Raw genomic sequence first — 15637 nt, forward strand, 5'->3', positions numbered from 1 at the left:
AATGAACTCCCGTAAGAACAATCCGAACTCGAACTTCCAGGCGCAACTCCGCCGGGCCTACTCGTCCTACGATCTCGACCCCGTATCCGAGCTCCTCGTTTCGAAGGCGATCGAACGCGGTCGCCGAAAGCGCCGGCGGGCGCAAACCTTGCTTGCAGTTTCCACCGTCGCAGTCCTCGCTTTCGGGTCGGCGGCCGCCGGTAGCGCTCTCAACGGCATCGGCGACGAACCTCCCGGCCAGGCAGCCGACCTCGCAACTCAGCCCCCTGCCTCCGAGGACGGCTACGAGCTCCCGCTCCTTTACCGAGACGTATACGCCGCCGGGTTCCAGCGAGCGGCATTCGCTCTCGAGTTGACTGAGGACGCGCTTGTGATCAGCGGGGCCGGGGAAGACAGGGAGGGCCTGCTGGGAGCGGTCGTGACACGTGCGGCCGAGATGCAAGTCCCGGTCAGATTCAACACAGTGGTGACACAGCCGATGAACGACGAGGGCGTCCTGACTTTCGACGAGTTCATCACGCAGAACGCGTCCGAGATTTCGAGCGGGTTCGGCGAGTTTTCGGTCGACCACGTACAGTCCGCGGGCATCACTACCATTTGGCGTGAGCGACCCGATTCTGACTGGGATGACGCGTTGGAAGCAAAGGCCAACGGGCTGGGTATCGAGCTCCAGTTGCTGACGTCGACCTGGTCAGGTGCCGAATCCGCGGATCTCCGAGTCGAGCTCGATCGCCGAGCGCGCGATTCGGCCCTCGGTGAGGTGGTTGTAGCCGAGGTCGAGCACACCCCCGTTGGCGCTGTCGTGCACGTGCGCGGCGATGTCGACGCGGCGCGATCCGCCTTGTCTGACGTTCGCGGTGTATTGCGGGTGGAGGAGGAACGGCCCCTCCGGGGGCCGTCGTACGCGCCCTCAGGCCCGATCGACGCGGGCGCACAGGGGTCGTAAGAGGCGCGCCCGAGAACTCTTTTCTTGGGCGGCGGTTCCGACCGCGCGACGACGTGTCGATTGTCGGTTTCCTACAACCGGCCGCACCGGCTCTTGATCGTTCGTTATTGAGCCTGCCGTTGGTCGAACGCCCAAGGGCCACCTCGCGGTGGGTCAGAACCCGTGGCCGAAAACTACGGCTCACTAGGCGCCCACCTATCGTTTGTGAGCCCAACTGCCTCGCGTGGTGGGCCGTCGTCCAGCCCGTCGGCTGCTGGGCCGGCGCCGGCGCGGGTGCGGACCCCGGTGGGCTTCGCGCGTCTCGACCGGAAGCCAGCCGGCCGAGCTGTCGGTCAACGCGCTGGACGCGGCAGGTGCGGAGCGGGTGTTCGTGGAGGCCGCGAGTGTCGCGACGGCGTCTCGACGGAAATTGACTCGGTGCTGGACTACCGCTCAGCAGGCGGGCAGGGTCACCACGAAGCGGGCGCCGCCGAGGGGCGAGGGCACGACGACGGCGTCGCCGCCGTGGGCGCGCGCGACCTCCCGGACGATGGCCAGGCCCAGCCCGCTGCCGCCGTCGTCGCGGGCCCGGGCCTCGTCGAGGCGCACGAAGCGCTCGAAGACGCGGCCCCGGTCCGCCGCCGGAACCCCGGCCCCGTCGTCGTCCACGACGAGCTCGACGACGCCGTCGGGCCGGACCGTCGAGGCCAGGGCGACCGCGCCGGCCGCGTGGCGGGCGGCGTTGTCGACGAGGTTGCGCACGACCTGGCCCAGGGCCGGGCCGTCGCCCGTGGTGCGCACCGGCCGCACGCCCGCGCCGTCGACGCGCAGGTCGGGGCGGTTGCGGCGCAGTCGTGCGACCTCGGCCAGGAGCAGGTCGTCGAGGTCGACCTCGGTACGCCGCCGCGTCGCCGCCCCCTCCTCGGTGCGGGTGAGCACCAGCATCTGCTCCACGAGGTGCTGCAGGCGGGCGGTCTCCTCCAGCACCGCCGTCACCAGCTCGCCCTCGTCCAGGGCGCCCGGGTGGGCCCGCGCGACCTCCGCGGTCTGGCGCAGGCTCGCCAGCGGCGAGCGCAGCTCGTGGGAGGTGTCGGAGACGAAGGCGCGCTGGCGGCGGGCGGCACCCTCGAGCCGCGCGAGCATCTCGTTCATGGTGGTGGCCAGGCGGGCGACCTCGTCGCCCGAGGGTGGGACGGGGACGCGTCGGTCGAGCGCCCCCGAGCCGATGGCGGCGACCTCGGAGCGGATGCGCTCCACCGGGCGCAGGGCACGGCCCGTGACGAGCCAGATGGTGGCGCCGACGAGCAGCACGGCCACCGGGATGCCGGCTGCGAGCAGCGGCCAGAGCGCGGCCACGGAGTCCTGCGCGTCCTCGAGCGTGACGGCGACGGCGACGACGTGCTCCTGCTCCCCGTCGCCCTCGTCCCGCTCCACGTCCACGTCGTCGGTGCGCACGACGTACCGGTCCCCGTCGAGCCGGGTGGTGCCGTCGGCGAGGGGGAGGGCGAGCCCGCCGGTGCCGGAGGAGGCGACGAGCGTGCCGCCGCGGGTGACCTGCCAGGCGACGTCCTCGACGTCCTCGCCGTCCTCACCGCGGTCCTCCCCGCCGCGGTCCCCGCCACCGTCACCGTCCCCGTCGTCGGGCTCCGCGGTCGGCAGCGCGTCGACCCCGCCCCGCTCCAGGGCGGCGGCCAGCTCCTCGGCGCGGCTCTCGGCTGTGTCGCCGGCCGCCCCGCGCAGGGAGGCGCCGAGCGCCAGCACGAGCACGACCGCGCCGACGGTGAAGGCGAGGGCCACCACGAGGGTGGCGGCGGCCGTGGTGCGCGCGCGGACGCCGGCGCGTCGCCGTCCGGGGCTGGTGGTCGGGGGAGCGGTCACGGCTCAGCCGCCGTCGCTGGAGAGTCGGTAGCCGGCGCCGCGGACGGTCTGGATCGCGGCGCGGTCGAAGGGGCGGTCCAGCTTGTTGCGCAGGTAACGGACGTAGACCTCGACGATGTTCGGGTCGCCGTCGAAGTCGTCGTCCCACACCGAGTCGAGCACCTGGCGCTTCGAGACGACGTCGCCCTTGTGGCGCAGCAGGAAGGCGAGCAGCGACAGCTCGCGGGAGGTCAGCGACAGCTCGACGTCGCCGCGCCACGCCCGCCGGGCGGCGGGGTCGAGCCGCAGGTCGCCCGCCTCGAGCACGGTGGGCCGCTCCCGGGCCCCGCGCCGGGCGACGGCGCGCAGCCGGGCGACGAGGACGGGGAAGGAGAACGGCTTGGTGAGGTAGTCGTCGGCGCCGGTGTCGAGGCCCTCGACCTGGTCCCACTCGCCGTCCTTGGCGGTGAGCATGAGCACCGGCGTCCAGTTCTCCTCCGCGCGCAGCGTCGCGCACACGCGGTAGCCGTTGATGCCCGGCAGCATGAGGTCGAGGACGATCGCGTCGTAGCTGTTCTCCCGCGCCAGCCAGAGGCCGTCGGTGCTGTCGTGGGCGACGTCCACCGCCATGCCCTCGGCCTCGAGGCCCAGCTCGAGGGACCGGGCGAGCCGCCGCTCGTCGTCGACCACCAGCACGCGCATGGACGTCATCGTGCCGCACCGTCGCTGAACGTGGGCTGAACGGCCGGCGGCTCCGCCTAGGATGCTCCCTCGTGGCTGAACTGCACTTCTTCACCGGAACCATGGACTCGGGGAAGAGCACGCTCGCCCTGCAGACCAACCACAACCACGCCACGCGGGGGCGGGTGGGGCACATCTTCACCAGCCACGACCGCGCCGGCTCCGCGACGATCTCGTCGCGGCTCGGGCTGTTCCACGACGCCGCCGACGTGGCGGACGACTTCGACTTCTGGCAGTACGTGGTCGGGGCCCTCACCCGGGGCAAGCGCATCGACTACCTCATCTGCGACGAGGCCCAGTTCTACTCCGCGGAGCAGATCGAGCAGCTCGCGAAGGTCGTCGACGAGCTGCAGATCGACGTGTTCTGCTTCGGCATCCTCACCGACTTCCGCACGCGGCTGTTCCCGGGGTCGGCCCGCCTGGTCGAGCTGGCGGACCGCATGCAGGTGCTCCAGGTCGAGGCCCTGTGCTGGTGCGGCCAGCGGGCCACCCACAACGCCCGCACCGAGGACGGCGTCATGGTCACCGAGGGCGACCAGGTCGTCGTCGGCGACGTCGACCAGACCGGCCAGCCGCCCGCCGAGGTGGCCTACGAGGTGCTGTGCCGCCAGCACCACCGCCGTCGCCTCACCGCCGCGCGCGCGAAGGCCGTGTCGCTGGTGCCGGAGCCGCTGCCGTTCGGGGAGTGACGCGGGCACAAACGGACCCCGGTCCGCGTTCACCTCGTGTGGACACGACGAGCAGCACCCACGACGCGGTCGTGGTGGGCGCCGGCCAGGCGGGCCTCTCGGCCTCCTTCCACCTGCGCCGGCTCGGTATCGAGCACGTCGTCCTCGACGCGTACGACGCCCCCGGCGGCGCCTGGCAGCACCGGGCCCACTCGCTGACGATGGCCGACGTGCACGGCGTCGCCGCGCTCCCCGGCCTGCCCCTGCCCGACGGCGACCCGACGGCCCCCGCACGCGAGGTCGTGCCGGCGTACTTCGCCGACCACGAGCGCACCTTCGACCTGCCGGTGCTGCGCCCGGTCGACGTGACCCGCGTCGAGCCCGCCGACCCCGCTGACCCCGCTGACCCCGCTGACCCCGGCGACCCCGGCACCCTCGTCGTCCGCGCGCGCGACGGGCGCGCCTGGCGCACCCGGACGCTGGTCAGCGCGACCGGCACCTGGCGCCGCCCGTTCGTGCCCCACGTGCCCGGCATCGAGACGTTCGCGGGGCGCACCCTGCACTCCGCGGAGTACGACGGGCCCGCCGACCTCGCCGGCCGCACCGTGCTCGTCGTCGGCGGCGGGCACTCCGCCGTGCAGCTGCTCGGCGAGATCGCCGCGACGTCCCGCACCCTGTGGGCCACCCGGCGACCGCCGCTGTGGCGCGACGCCGAGACCGAGCCGTTCGACGGTCGCGCCGCCGTGGCGCTGGTCGAGGAGCGGGTACGGCGGGGCCTGCCGCCGCGCAGCGTCGTCAGCGTCACCGGGCTGCAGCTGCGCCCCCAGGAGCGGGCGGCGGCCGCGCTCGGGGCCTACGAGCGGCTGCCGATGCCCGCGCGCCTCGTGCCCGACGGTGCCGTGTGGCCCGACGGCACCCACCGGGCGTTCGACGTCGTGCTGTGGGCGACGGGCTTCCGTCCCGACACCGGCCACCTCGCGCCGCTGCACCTGCGCGGCCCCGGCGGTGGCATCACCCTCGACGGCACCACCGTCGTGGCCGACCCGCGGGTGCAGCTCGTGGGCTACGGCCCGTCGGCCAGCACGATCGGCGCCAACCGCGCGGGACGGGCGGCGGCGCTCGCCGTGCGCGACCGGCTCACCAGTGCACGCCGCGGAACACCCGCGCCAGCATGAGCTGCTCGCTCTGCGAGCCGCCCCGCCCGTCCTCGCCGGTGGCCGGGGCGCCCGCCGCGTCGGTCGGGCCGGCGGCCGGGCCGCGCGCCGCGGCGGAGTCGGGGAACACGTGGTACGCCATGTTGAGCACCCGGAACGCCAGCTTGGGCGCCAGCGTGTGCGCGACGGCGCCCGCGTTGCCGAGCGGGGTGTTGACCTCGTGGGGCCGCTCGACGAGCGCCCGCACGACGATGTCCGCGGCCTGGGCCGGCGAGATGGTCGGGAACCGGTCGTAGAGCTTGGTCGGCGCGATCATCGGCGTCCGCACCAGCGGCATGTGCACGTTCGTGAACGTGACGCCCTCGCCGACGAGCTCGGAGGCCACCACGGTGCTCCACGCGTCGAGCGCGGCCTTCGAGGCGACGTACGCCGAGAACCGCGGCGGGTGGGTCTGCACGCCGATCGAGGAGATGTTGACGACGTGGCCGCCGGCGCCCTCGCGCAGCACCGGCACGAGCCCGATCACGAGCCGGATGGCGCCGAAGTAGTTGAGCTGCATCGTGCGCTCGAAGTCGTGGAAGCGGTCCTGCGAGAGCCGCAGCGACCGGCGGATCGAGCGCCCGGCGTTGTTGACGACGCCGTCGACGCCCGGCAGGTCCCGGATGAGGGCGCCGCACAGGTCGTCGATGGCGGTCAGGTCGGACAGGTCGCACGGGTACACGTGGGCGGTGCCGCCCGCCCGCTCGATGTCGCGCTGCAGCTCCTCGAGCTTGTCGCGGCCGCGGGCGACGAGCACCGGGACGCCGCCGGCCCGGGCGACCTTGAGGGCCGTGACGCGCCCGATGCCCGACGAGGCGCCGGTGATGACGACGTGCCGGCCCTCGAGGGCGGCGCGCGTGGCCCGGCTGCGGACCACGTGGTCGTCGAGGTGCTCCTCCCAGTAGGTCCACAGGGTCGCGGCGTACGACTCGAAGCGGGGCACGGTGATGCCCGAGCCGGCCAGCGCCCGCGTGGTGCGGGTGGCGTCGAAGACCGACGGGAACGAGGTGTGGGCGAGCACCGACGCCGGGAGGCCGAGGCGCCCCACGGTGCGGTCGAGCACCGCCTGGGCGACCGGGGTGCCGAGCACGGTGGCGGCGACGTCGGCGGGCCGCAGGCCGCGCGGCAGCAGCCGCCGCTCCAGCGAGGGCCGCCCGGTCGTGGCCGAGCCGGCGAAGCGTGGGGCGCCGGCGGCCGCGCAGAGCGCGTTCACCATCTCCAGCACCGGCTGCGGCTCGGGGTCGACGAGGTGGAAGGTCTCGCCGTCGCGGTCGGGGAGGTGCGCGAGGTGGTCGAGGGCCGCGGCCACGAAGTCCACCGGCACCACGTTGGTGTCGCCGAGGTCGGGGCCCAGCAGCGGCGTCCACCCCGGGACGGTGTCGCGCAGGCGGCGGATCATCGGCAGGAAGTAGTAGGGCCCGTCGACCTTGTCCATCTCGCCCGTGCGGGAGTGCCCGACCACGACGGAGGGGCGGTAGACGCGCCACGGCACTGTCGCGGTCTCGCGCACGATGCGCTCGGACTCGAACTTCGTGCGGTGGTACGGCGAGGAGAACCGCTGCCCCACGTCGACGTCCGTCTCGGCGAAGGTGCCGCGGTGGTCGCCGGCTGCCGCGACGGAGGAGACCTGGTGGAAGCAGCCCACGTCGAGGGCGGCGGCCAGCTGGAGCGCGTGACGGGTGCCGCCGAGGTTCAGCCGGTCGTTCGTCGCCGCGCTGGCGGCCATGTCGTAGCTCGCGGCGAGGTGGAAGAAGTGGTCGACGGACCCGGCGTGCTCGGCGACCCAGCCGGCGTCGACGCCGAGGCCCTCCTCGTCGAGCGAGCCGACGACCGCGTGGACCCGGTCGCCGCCCCACTCCGCGGCGTACCGCTCGAGGCGGGGGAGCGAGGAGCGGCGGACGAGGACGTGGACGTCACCCTCGCGTCGGCGCAGCAGCTCGGCCACGAGGAAGCGGCCGATGAACCCGGTGGCACCGGTGACGAGGTAGGCCATGGGCCGCAGCGTAGTGGCCCACGTCACGTCCGTGGGGCCGTGCAGGGGGTCGCGCGCGGGGTCGCGCGGGCGTCACTCGCCCCGGCCGCCGCCGAACATGATCTCGTCCCAGCTCGGCACCGAGGCGCGGCCGCGGGCCTTGCGCGCCGGTCGCCGAGGCGCGGGAGCCGGCTCGGGCTCGGCGGGCTGCTCGGCGTCCGCGGGCTCCGACCGGCCGTCGACGCCGCCAGGGGCGCCAGGGGCGCCAGGGGCGGCAGGGGCGGCAGGGGCGTCGTCGGGGGTCTGGAGGTCGCCCGCGGGCTCGGCCACCGCCTCGACCCGGTCCGCCTCGGACGGCCCGAGGTCGCCCTCGGGGGACGCGGCACCGGTCACGGCGGCGCGCAGGTCGTCGAGGTCGCCCAGGTCGACGGTGGCCTCGCGGTCGGCGTCTGCGGCCCCCTCGGCCGGAGGGGCGCCGGCCCGGTCGTTCGCGAGCTCGACCGCGTCGGCGCCGAGCCCGCTCGGCTCGGTCGTGCCGGACGGGTCGCTGGAGGACGCGCCGCCGGGGGAGTCGTCGTACGGCAGGTCGAGCAGGGCGTCCGCGGTGCGGGAGCGCGCGCCGGCCGCCCGCCGGCGACGGGCCTGCTGCAGGTCGTCGCGGACCGGGTCGCTCGTCGGGTCCGGCACCTCGCCGATGAGCCAGCGGGCGTCCTCGTCGTCGGCGACGACGTAGCTGCCACGCAGGTCGAAGGTGAAGGTGGCCGTGCCACGCCGCTTGCCCGCCACGAACGCGCCGGTGAGGGTCCAGCGGCCGTCGTCGCGCCGCCAGGCGTCCCACGTCACGGTGTCGGGGGACAGCGAGCGGGAGCGCAGATGGGCGGCGACCGCCTCGCCGAGGGTGCGGGCGGCGGTCGCGCCGTCACCCCGGCGGCGCAGCGAGGAGGCCTGCGCCCGCTCGGCCACGTGGGCGCGCTCGGCGAGGACCGGGGCGACGAAGCCCATGATGCGCTCGACCGTCGTCTGCGCGGCCTGCGCGACGTCGTCCGGTGACGCCCCGGCCCGGATCCGGGCCTGGATGTCGCGGGGACGCAGGGTCGATTCCATCGTGATCTCCAACTGGCCGAGTCGGTCCGTGTCGCCGCGCAGCGCCGCGCGGAGTCGGGCGTCGACGTCGAGCGTGAACTCGACGCCCGCGTCGCTGACCAGCACCAGGCGACGCTTGTCCTGGCTGAGGCCCGTGAGCGTCAGGTGGACCATCGGGATGGCTGCCTCCTGCTCGCGGTCGCTGGTCGTCGGTCGTGCGGCGACGGGGCCTCTGCGGGGGGTCGCCCCGCGGGGTCCGTCGTGAGCGCCGAGCCTACGCCCCGGGACCGCCCCGGCGTGGGCGACCGGCCGGGGCTACGCTCCCGCGGTGGGATCGTGGGAGCTCGACAGCGCCGTGCTGCTCGTGGTGCTCGACCTCGTCGGCATCTTCGTGTTCGCGATCTCGGGGGCGCTGGTCGCCGTGCGCGGCCGTCTCGACCTCTTCGGCGTCCTCGTGCTCGCGGGCACGACGGGGCTGGGCGGCGGGTTCCTGCGCGACGTGCTCATCGGCGCGGTGCCCCCGGCGGCGCTCGCGGACTGGCGCTACCTCCTCGTGCCCGTGGCCGCCGGCCTCGTCACCTTCCGCTTCCACCCCACGCTGGGCCGCCTCGAGCGACCGGTCGGGGTGTTCGACGCGTTCGGGCTCGCGGTGTTCTGCGTCGCCGGCGCCGTGAAGGCGCTCGACTACGGCCTGGGCCCCCTGCCGGCGGCGCTCATGGGGATGGTGACCGGCATCGGCGGGGGCATGGTGCGCGACCTGCTCGCCGGGCAGGTGCCCGTGGTCTTCCGCGGCGAGCTCTACGCCACGCCCGCGCTGGCCGGGGCCGCCGTGGCCGTCGGGGGCCTCGAGATCGGCCTGCCGCTCCTGCCCGTCGCCGTCGTCGGCGCCGGCACCTGCCTGGTCTGGCGGCTGCTCGCGATGTGGCGGGGCTGGCGCGCGCCGCTGCCCGCGGGACCGTCCTCCGCCTGAGCGCCGGGCGGCGAGTCAGTCGCCCAGCACCCGGCGGGTGTAGGCGTTCGCCAGCACGCGATCGGGGTCGAGGCGCTCGCGCAGCGCGAGGAAGTCGTCGAACCGCGGGTACGCCGGCACGAGGTCGGCGGCCGTCCGTGTGTGCAGCTTGCCCCAGTGCGGGCGCCCGTCGTGGGCGCGCAGCACGGGCTCCACACCGCCGAAGTACGCCGTGTGGTCGACCGCGGCGGGCACGTGGAACGCCAGGTAGAGCGAGTCCCGCCCGTACGCCGTCGACAGGGGCACGTCGTCGGCGCGCGCGGCCCGGATCTCGACGGGGAAGCCGATGCGCCAGTCCGCGGCGGCGACGGTGCGCCGCACCTCCGCCAGGACGGCGGGGCCTGCGGCGCGGGGCACGGCGTACTCCATCTCGCGGAAGCGGACCCGGCGCGGGGAGGTGAGGACGCGGTGGGGCACGTCGGAGAACGTGCGGGGCGACAGGACCCGCGACGCCACCCGGTTGAGGGCGGGCACGAGCGCTGGGGCGCGGTTGCCCAGGGCCACGACGCCGCCGAAGACGGTGTTGGCGAGCAGCTCGTCGTCGACCCAGCCGCGGGCCCGGCCCAGCGGACGGGCCTCGTCGAGGTCGGCGTCGAGGCGGTTGTTCCGCTTGGTGAGCAGCCGGTCGGTGTGGGGGAACCAGTGCAGGTCCACGTGGTGGTTCTCGGCCACCAGCTCGTCGAGCGAGCCGATCGCCTCGTCCCACGTCATCGGCTGCTCGACGGCCTCCAGCAGGAAGAGGGGCTCGACCGCGAGGGTCACGCGCGTGAGGATCCCGAGGGCACCGAGCGAGACCCGCGCGAGGTCGAGGACGTCGGCGTTCTCCGCCCGCGTCGCGACCACCACCTCGCCCGTGCCGGTGACGAGCTCCAGCCCGACGACCTGGGCGCCCAGCCCGGCCCACGTGCCGCCGCTGCCGTGGGTGCCCGTCGACACGGCGCCCGCGACCGTCTGCTCCGCGATGTCGCCCATGTTGTGCAGGCTCAGGCCGAGCCGCTCGAGCTCGACGTTGAGCACCTTCAGCGGCGTGCCCGCCAGCACCGTCACGGTCATCGCCGCGCGGTCGACGTCGACGACGCCGACGAGGCCGTCGGGACGCAGCAGCTCGCCGTCGGTGACCGCGACGTCGGTGAAGCTGTGGCCGGTGCCGACCATCCGGACCGTCGAGCGCCCGGCCCGGGCCCGGTCGACGGCCGCGACGACGTCGCTGACGTCGCGGGGGGTGCTCGTCGTCGCGGGGCGGGCGGTCGCCGTCCCCGCCCAGTTCGACCAGCTCGCTGCGCCCATGGAGCGGGAGCCTAGGGCGTCGGCACGTCCCGCGGCAGGGACGACGCGGATCCGCTGGACCCGCTGGACCCGGTGGACCCGGACGGGGCCGCGGTGGGCACGGGCGTCGCCCAGGCGGCGACGGTGGCGACGACCCCGGCGACGACGGGCACGGCGTACGCCGCCTGCGCGCCCCAGGTGTCGATGCACACGCCCGCGAGCGCAGCGCCGGGCGCGATGCCCGCGGCCATGCCGGTGTGGAGCACGGCCATGGCCTCGGTGACGCGGGTCGCCGGGGCCGCCTGCTGCACGAGGCTCATGGCGCTGATGAGGGTGGGGGAGATGGCAGCGCCCGCCACGAGCAGGCAGATCCCGAGCAGCAGGACCGAGGGCACGACGAGCAGCGGCGCCATGGCGACGGTGAGCGCGAGCGCGGCCCAGCGCATCCGCACGTGCGGTCCGACCCGCCAGTGGACCGCCCCGACGACGACGCCGGCGGCGAGGCTGCCGAGCGCCCAGGCCGCCAGCAGCACCCCGGCCCACGCCTTGGCGTCCTGCTCCTCGGCGAACGCGACGGTGGCGACCTCGGCCGACCCGAAGACCGCTCCGAGGCCGAAGCTCGACGCGGTGAGGGCGGCGATCGTCGCCCACGGCATGCGCGGCCGGGCGGCCGACGTCGCGGTGCGCACCTCCACCGGGGGCTGCGTGGCGCGCTGGCCGGTGAGCGCCAGGGTGCCGAGGACGCCGGCCGCGACGGCGACGAGCAGGCCCGCGGCGGGGTCCCACGCGGTGGCGAGCACCGTCACGAGGATCGGCCCGGCGATGAACACGGCCTCGTCGACGACCGCCTCGAGCGCGAAGGCCGTCTGCACGCCGGCGGTGTCGCCGCGCAGGACGTGCGCCCAGCGGGCCCGCACGCACGAGCCGACCTGGGGCAGCGAGGCACCGGCGAGGGCGGCGGCGACGTACGCCGTCCACAGCGGCGCCTCGGTGCCCACCGCGACGACGACCGCGGTGCCGGCCACGCCGAAGACGACGATGGCCGGGGCGAGCGCCCGGGCCTGCCCCAGCCGGTCGGCGAGGCGGCCGTGCACGATCGCGAGCGCGGCGTTGGCCAGCACGTAGACCGCGGAGACGGCGCCCGCGACGCCGTACGAGCCGGTGTGCGCGGAGACGAGCAGCACGATGCCGAGCGAGACGGTGGAGATGGGGATACGCGCGACCAGCCCCGTCAGGCTGAACGCGAGGGTTCCCGGCAGCCGCAGGATCCGGGTGTACGACGTCAGCACGACGACCGAGCCTAGGTCGCTCCGGCCTCGCGCCCCGCATCAGCGCGCGCCCCCTGCCTCCCTACGATGGCGCCATGCCGAGCGACGCTGCCCCACCCCCCACCGACGCCCCCGACGTGAGCCCGTACGACGCCCTCCTCCTGGTCGGTTTCGGCGGACCCGAGGGGCCCGACGACGTCGTCCCCTTCCTCGAGAACGTCACCCGCGGCCGCGGCATCCCGCGCGAGCGGCTCGTGGAGGTCGGCGCCCACTACGACCTGTTCGGCGGCCGCTCGCCGATCAACGACCAGAACCGGGCGCTGCTGGCCGCCATCCGCGAGGACCTCGCGGCCCACGGCATCGACCTGCCCGTCTACTGGGGCAACCGCAACTGGGACCCGTACCTCGACGACGTCGTCACGCAGATGGCCCGCGACGGGGTGCGCCGGGCCGCCGCCTTCGTGACGTCGGCGTACTCGTCGTACTCCTCGTGCCGGCAGTACCGCGAGAACCTGGCCGGCGCCGCGGGTGCCGCCGCCGAGGCGGGGCTCGAGCCGCCCGTGCTCGACCGGTTCCGGGTGTACTTCAACCACCCGGGCTTCGTGCGCCCGAACGTCGAGGCGGTGCTCGCCGCGCTGCGCGAGCTGCCCGAGGAGGCCCGCGCGGGGGCGCGGATCGTCTTCGTCACGCACTCGATCCCGACGAGCATGAACGACGGGAGCGGGCCGACCGGCGACGCCTACCGCTCGCAGCACCTGGACGTCGCGGGCGTGGTCGCGGACGAGGTCGCGCGCACCACCGGGACCACCCACGCCTGGGACCTCGTCTACTGCTCGCGCTCCGGCCCGCCGCAGGTGCCGTGGCTCGAGCCCGACGTGAACGACCACCTCGCCGAGCTGTCCGCCGCCGGCGTCCCCGGTGTGGTGCTGGCCCCGATCGGGTTCGTGTCCGACCACATGGAGGTCATCTACGACCTCGACACCGAGGCGCTGGCGACCGCGGCCGAGCTCGGCCTGCCGGCCGCGCGGGCGGCCACGGCCGGCACGCACCCCTCCTTCGTCTCGCTGGCCCGCGACCTGCTCCTCGAGCGCGCGGCCGTCGAGCGGGCGGCGGCCGCCGGGGTCGACGCCCCCGGGGCCGAGCTGCCCGACCGGCCGGCCCTCGGCGACCTGGGCCCGTGCTGGGACCGGTGCGCCGTCGACTGCTGCCCCAACCCCCGGCAGTGGCAGCCCGTCGCGGGCGGGGTGGACGCGTGAGCGCCCCGGCCGGCGCCCCCCGCGCCGCCCGTGCCCCCCGACCGGGCACGGCGCCGGACGGCACGCCGTACGCCGACCTGCGCGACCTCGCGGTCGGCATCGCCCAGCAGGCCGCCGGGCTCGTCCGCCGCGCCCGCGCCCAGGGCGTCGCCGTGGCCGACACGAAGACCAGCGCCGTCGACGTCGTGACCGACGCCGACCGGGCCAGCGAGGCACTGGTCACGGACCTCCTGACCCGGCTGCGGCCCGACGACGGGATCCTCGGCGAGGAGGGCGCGGACCGCGCCGGCACCAGCGGCGTGCGCTGGGTCGTCGACCCGATCGACGGCACGGTCAACTTCCTCTACGGCATCCCGCAGTACGCCGTCTCGATCGCCGCCGAGGTGGAGACCGCAGGCGGCCGCGAGGTCGTCGCGGGCGCCGTGGTCGACGTGGCGGCCGGCACCGTCCACGAGGCGTACGCCGGCGGCGGCGCCCGCACCGACGGCGTGGCCATCCACGTCCGCGACGCCGCCCCGCTCGCCGAGCGGCTCGTGCTCACCGGCTTCTCCTACGACGCCGAGCAGCGCCGCCGGCAGGCCACCGCGCTCGTCGGCCTGCTCCCGCGGGTGCGCGACGTGCGGCGGATGGGCTCGTGCGCGCTCGACCTGTGCGCCGTCGCGGGCGGCCGGGCGGACGCCTACCTCGAGGAGGGCACCCACCCCTGGGACCACGCCGCGGGCGTGCTCGTCGCCCGCGAGGCCGGCGCCCGCGTGGCGAGGACGACCGGCGTCGGCGGGCGCGAGCTGCTGGTCGTCGCCCCCGCCGACGGCTTCGACGAGCTGTACGACGCCGTCGTCGCCGCGGGGTTCACCGAGGCCCCCACGGAGGCGCCTGCGGAGGCGCCCGCGGAGGCGCCGGCGACCCCCACCGGGAGCGGGAATAGCGGTGCCTGAGCCGCTGTTGGTCGCACCGGTGTCCGCAGACGGGACACCGGTGTGCGGGACCGGGCGGCGATGGTGCATGATCTGCCGCGCCCAGCACAGGCAACGAGCTGCTACTTCCGGGGATGGGATCTGATGGCAACCGACTACGACGCGCCTCGCAAGACCGAAGAGGACCAGAGCGAGGAGAGCATCGAGGAGCTCAAGGCTCGCCGTCACGACAAGAACTCCGGCAAGGTCGACGAGGACGAGACCGAGGCCGCGGAGTCGTTCGAGCTGCCCGGCGCGGACCTCTCCCACGAGGAGCTGGCCGTCGAGGTCAAGCCCCGCCAGGAGGACGAGTTCACCTGCATGAGCTGCTTCCTCGTGCACCACCGCAGCCAGCTCGCGGACTCCACGCGGCTCATCTGCCGCGACTGCGTCTGAGCCCCACGGCTCGCACCCAGCGCCAGCACGCGCAGCAGCACGCGCAGCACCAGCACGCCGAAGGCGCCGCCACTCCCGAGGGAGGGCGGCGCCTTCGTCGTCGTGCGGTGCGGGTCAGTGCGAGGGGGCCTCGGCCTTGTCCGCGCGCTGGCCGTCGGCCCGCAGCTCACCGGGCAGGTGGCCCGTGGAGCGGGCGTAGTACTGCGCCGCCTTGCGCGCCGCGAGCATGCGAGCGAGGGCGATGATGGTGCCGCTGGCCACGGCCCAGGCCACGGCCTCCCACAGCTCGACGTCGGGGTCGGCGGGGTTGGCGGGCGGGTTCTTGCCGGTCGCGGCGCGCCACGACGTGGTGAGCGCCTTCTTGGCGACGGCGGCGGCGGCGATGGCGGAGACCGCCGACCCGGTCGTCCAGACCTTCGAGCTCTTCCCGGCCTCGTTCGAGCTCTTCGACATGTGCTCCTCCTCGCGGGGCGGTTCGTCCAGCGGCCGCCCCTCGGGCGGCCGTGCCACCCAACCCTAGGGGGTGCCCGGAGGAGGTGCGCTCAGCCGAGCTGGCGGGCGCTCGCGACGGCGGCGGCGAGCTGCTCGGGGCGGCGGCAGCTCACGAGCCAGTACGGCGTGGGGTCGGCCGGGTCGGTGATGCTCACCTTGACGCTGCGCCGCAGGTAGGGCCGCAGGAGGAGGTAGGCGCGGGCGTCGGCGTGCCGGCCGGCGACGAGCCGGGTCTGCTCCGCGTCGAGGCTCACGACGTCCCCGACGTGCTCGAGCCCGACCTCGGCGCGGCCGGCGACGAGGGTGCCGTGCGCGGTGACGGCGACGCGGGCGCCGCCGTACGTGGCGAGGCCGGCGGCCACCAGGGCGAGCACGAGGACCGCGATCACGGAGGGCACCCACGCGAGGTGGACCGGGAAGGCGACCACGGCCGCGATCCAGAACGAGGCCACGAGCATGGTGCCCTGCACCCACCACCGCAGCGGGACGGTGAGGCGTTCGGCGTACACGTCGCAGAGTTTCCCATCCCCGCGCGGCCCGGGCGGCACCGGGCCCGCC

General features: G+C 75.2%; 15 protein-coding genes. 7 read left to right on the top strand and 8 right to left on the bottom strand.

Annotated features, from left to right (window positions below; genetic code table 11):
• The first annotated feature begins 1 nt into the window (after position 1).
• The gene (locus tag ACOACO_RS10580; protein WP_420296182.1) at positions 2 to 946 is read left to right on the top strand and encodes a hypothetical protein; all 945 of its coding nucleotides are present in this window, start codon (positions 2 to 4) and stop codon (positions 944 to 946) included.
• A 432-nt stretch (positions 947 to 1378) separates the two neighbouring features.
• Here ACOACO_RS10580 and ACOACO_RS10585 read toward each other — a convergent pair whose 3' ends face one another.
• Positions 1379 to 2803: a sensor histidine kinase gene (locus ACOACO_RS10585; protein WP_420296183.1), complete on the bottom strand. Its 1425-nt coding sequence runs from the start codon at positions 2801 to 2803 to the stop codon at positions 1379 to 1381.
• A 3-nt stretch (positions 2804 to 2806) separates the two neighbouring features.
• Entirely contained in the window at positions 2807 to 3484 is a 678-nt protein-coding gene (locus ACOACO_RS10590; protein ID WP_420296184.1) for a response regulator transcription factor, read from the bottom strand.
• Positions 3485 to 3555: 71 nt separating this feature from the next.
• On the opposite strand from ACOACO_RS10590, the gene ACOACO_RS10595 reads away from it, so the two are divergent.
• Complete coding sequence (locus ACOACO_RS10595) at positions 3556 to 4212, top strand: thymidine kinase (protein WP_420296185.1); 657 nt, start codon at positions 3556 to 3558, stop codon at positions 4210 to 4212.
• A gap of 38 nt (positions 4213 to 4250) precedes the next feature.
• Positions 4251 to 5366: an FAD-dependent oxidoreductase gene (locus ACOACO_RS10600; protein ID WP_420296186.1), complete on the top strand. Its 1116-nt coding sequence runs from the start codon at positions 4251 to 4253 to the stop codon at positions 5364 to 5366.
• Here the strand turns inward: ACOACO_RS10600 and ACOACO_RS10605 are convergent.
• Positions 5329 to 7377: an SDR family oxidoreductase gene (locus ACOACO_RS10605; protein ID WP_420296187.1), complete on the bottom strand. Its 2049-nt coding sequence runs from the start codon at positions 7375 to 7377 to the stop codon at positions 5329 to 5331. The two genes, ACOACO_RS10600 and ACOACO_RS10605, sit on opposite strands and share 38 nt — an antisense overlap.
• Positions 7378 to 7449: 72 nt before the next feature.
• Positions 7450 to 8613 (bottom strand): septation protein SepH, encoded by a 1164-nt coding sequence (gene sepH / locus ACOACO_RS10610; RefSeq protein ID WP_420296188.1) that lies wholly within the window; start codon positions 8611 to 8613, stop codon positions 7450 to 7452.
• 154 nt (positions 8614 to 8767) lie between these two features.
• Between sepH and ACOACO_RS10615 the strand changes: the two genes are divergently transcribed.
• Complete coding sequence (locus ACOACO_RS10615) at positions 8768 to 9409, top strand: trimeric intracellular cation channel family protein (protein WP_420296189.1); 642 nt, start codon at positions 8768 to 8770, stop codon at positions 9407 to 9409.
• A 15-nt stretch (positions 9410 to 9424) separates the two neighbouring features.
• Here the strand turns inward: ACOACO_RS10615 and ACOACO_RS10620 are convergent, their stop codons facing one another.
• Positions 9425 to 10735: a D-arabinono-1,4-lactone oxidase gene (locus ACOACO_RS10620; RefSeq protein WP_420296190.1), complete on the bottom strand. Its 1311-nt coding sequence runs from the start codon at positions 10733 to 10735 to the stop codon at positions 9425 to 9427.
• Positions 10736 to 10746: 11 nt separating this feature from the next.
• Positions 10747 to 12003 carry an MFS transporter gene (locus ACOACO_RS10625; RefSeq protein ID WP_420296191.1) on the bottom strand — a complete coding sequence of 419 codons (1257 nt, stop codon included), beginning with the start codon at positions 12001 to 12003 and terminating at the stop codon, positions 10747 to 10749.
• Positions 12004 to 12077: 74 nt separating this feature from the next.
• On the opposite strand from ACOACO_RS10625, the gene ACOACO_RS10630 reads away from it, so the two are divergent.
• From ACOACO_RS10630 to ACOACO_RS10640, 3 genes are all read left to right on the top strand, one after another.
• Positions 12078 to 13238, top strand: coding sequence for a ferrochelatase (locus ACOACO_RS10630; RefSeq protein WP_420296192.1), 1161 nt, complete (start codon positions 12078 to 12080; stop codon positions 13236 to 13238).
• Positions 13235 to 14173 carry an inositol monophosphatase family protein gene (locus ACOACO_RS10635; RefSeq protein WP_420296193.1) on the top strand — a complete coding sequence of 313 codons (939 nt, stop codon included), beginning with the start codon at positions 13235 to 13237 and terminating at the stop codon, positions 14171 to 14173. The genes ACOACO_RS10630 and ACOACO_RS10635 overlap by 4 nt, the downstream gene beginning before the upstream one ends.
• 123 nt (positions 14174 to 14296) lie before the next feature.
• Positions 14297 to 14587, top strand: coding sequence for a DUF4193 domain-containing protein (locus ACOACO_RS10640; protein ID WP_277501169.1), 291 nt, complete (start codon positions 14297 to 14299; stop codon positions 14585 to 14587).
• Between the two features lie 114 nt (positions 14588 to 14701).
• On the opposite strand, the gene ACOACO_RS10645 is transcribed toward ACOACO_RS10640, so the two are convergent.
• Together ACOACO_RS10645 and ACOACO_RS10650 are read right to left on the bottom strand one after the other, a co-directional pair.
• The gene (locus tag ACOACO_RS10645) at positions 14702 to 15040 is read right to left on the bottom strand and encodes a DUF4235 domain-containing protein (RefSeq protein WP_420296194.1); all 339 of its coding nucleotides are present in this window, start codon (positions 15038 to 15040) and stop codon (positions 14702 to 14704) included.
• An 89-nt stretch (positions 15041 to 15129) separates the two neighbouring features.
• Positions 15130 to 15588 (bottom strand): DUF3093 domain-containing protein, encoded by a 459-nt coding sequence (locus ACOACO_RS10650; RefSeq protein ID WP_420296195.1) that lies wholly within the window; start codon positions 15586 to 15588, stop codon positions 15130 to 15132.
• Between the last annotated feature and the right edge of the window lie 49 nt (positions 15589 to 15637).

This window comes from Nocardioides sp. CPCC 205120 (assembly GCF_048654585.1).
Taxonomy (GTDB): Bacteria; Actinomycetota; Actinomycetes; order Propionibacteriales; family Nocardioidaceae; genus Nocardioides.

Coding starts and splice junctions, on each gene's coding strand:
- ACOACO_RS10645 (WP_420296194.1), bottom strand. CDS start 15,040: ATGTCGAAGAGCTCGAACGAGGCCGGGAAGAGCTCGAAGGTCTGGACG.
- ACOACO_RS10620 (WP_420296190.1), bottom strand. CDS start 10,735: ATGGGCGCAGCGAGCTGGTCGAACTGGGCGGGGACGGCGACCGCCCGC.
- ACOACO_RS10630 (WP_420296192.1), top strand. CDS start 12,078: ATGCCGAGCGACGCTGCCCCACCCCCCACCGACGCCCCCGACGTGAGC.
- ACOACO_RS10580 (WP_420296182.1), top strand. CDS start 2: ATGAACTCCCGTAAGAACAATCCGAACTCGAACTTCCAGGCGCAACTC.
- sepH (WP_420296188.1), bottom strand. CDS start 8,613: ATGGTCCACCTGACGCTCACGGGCCTCAGCCAGGACAAGCGTCGCCTG.
- ACOACO_RS10605 (WP_420296187.1), bottom strand. CDS start 7,377: ATGGCCTACCTCGTCACCGGTGCCACCGGGTTCATCGGCCGCTTCCTC.
- ACOACO_RS10640 (WP_277501169.1), top strand. CDS start 14,297: ATGGCAACCGACTACGACGCGCCTCGCAAGACCGAAGAGGACCAGAGC.
- ACOACO_RS10590 (WP_420296184.1), bottom strand. CDS start 3,484: ATGCGCGTGCTGGTGGTCGACGACGAGCGGCGGCTCGCCCGGTCCCTC.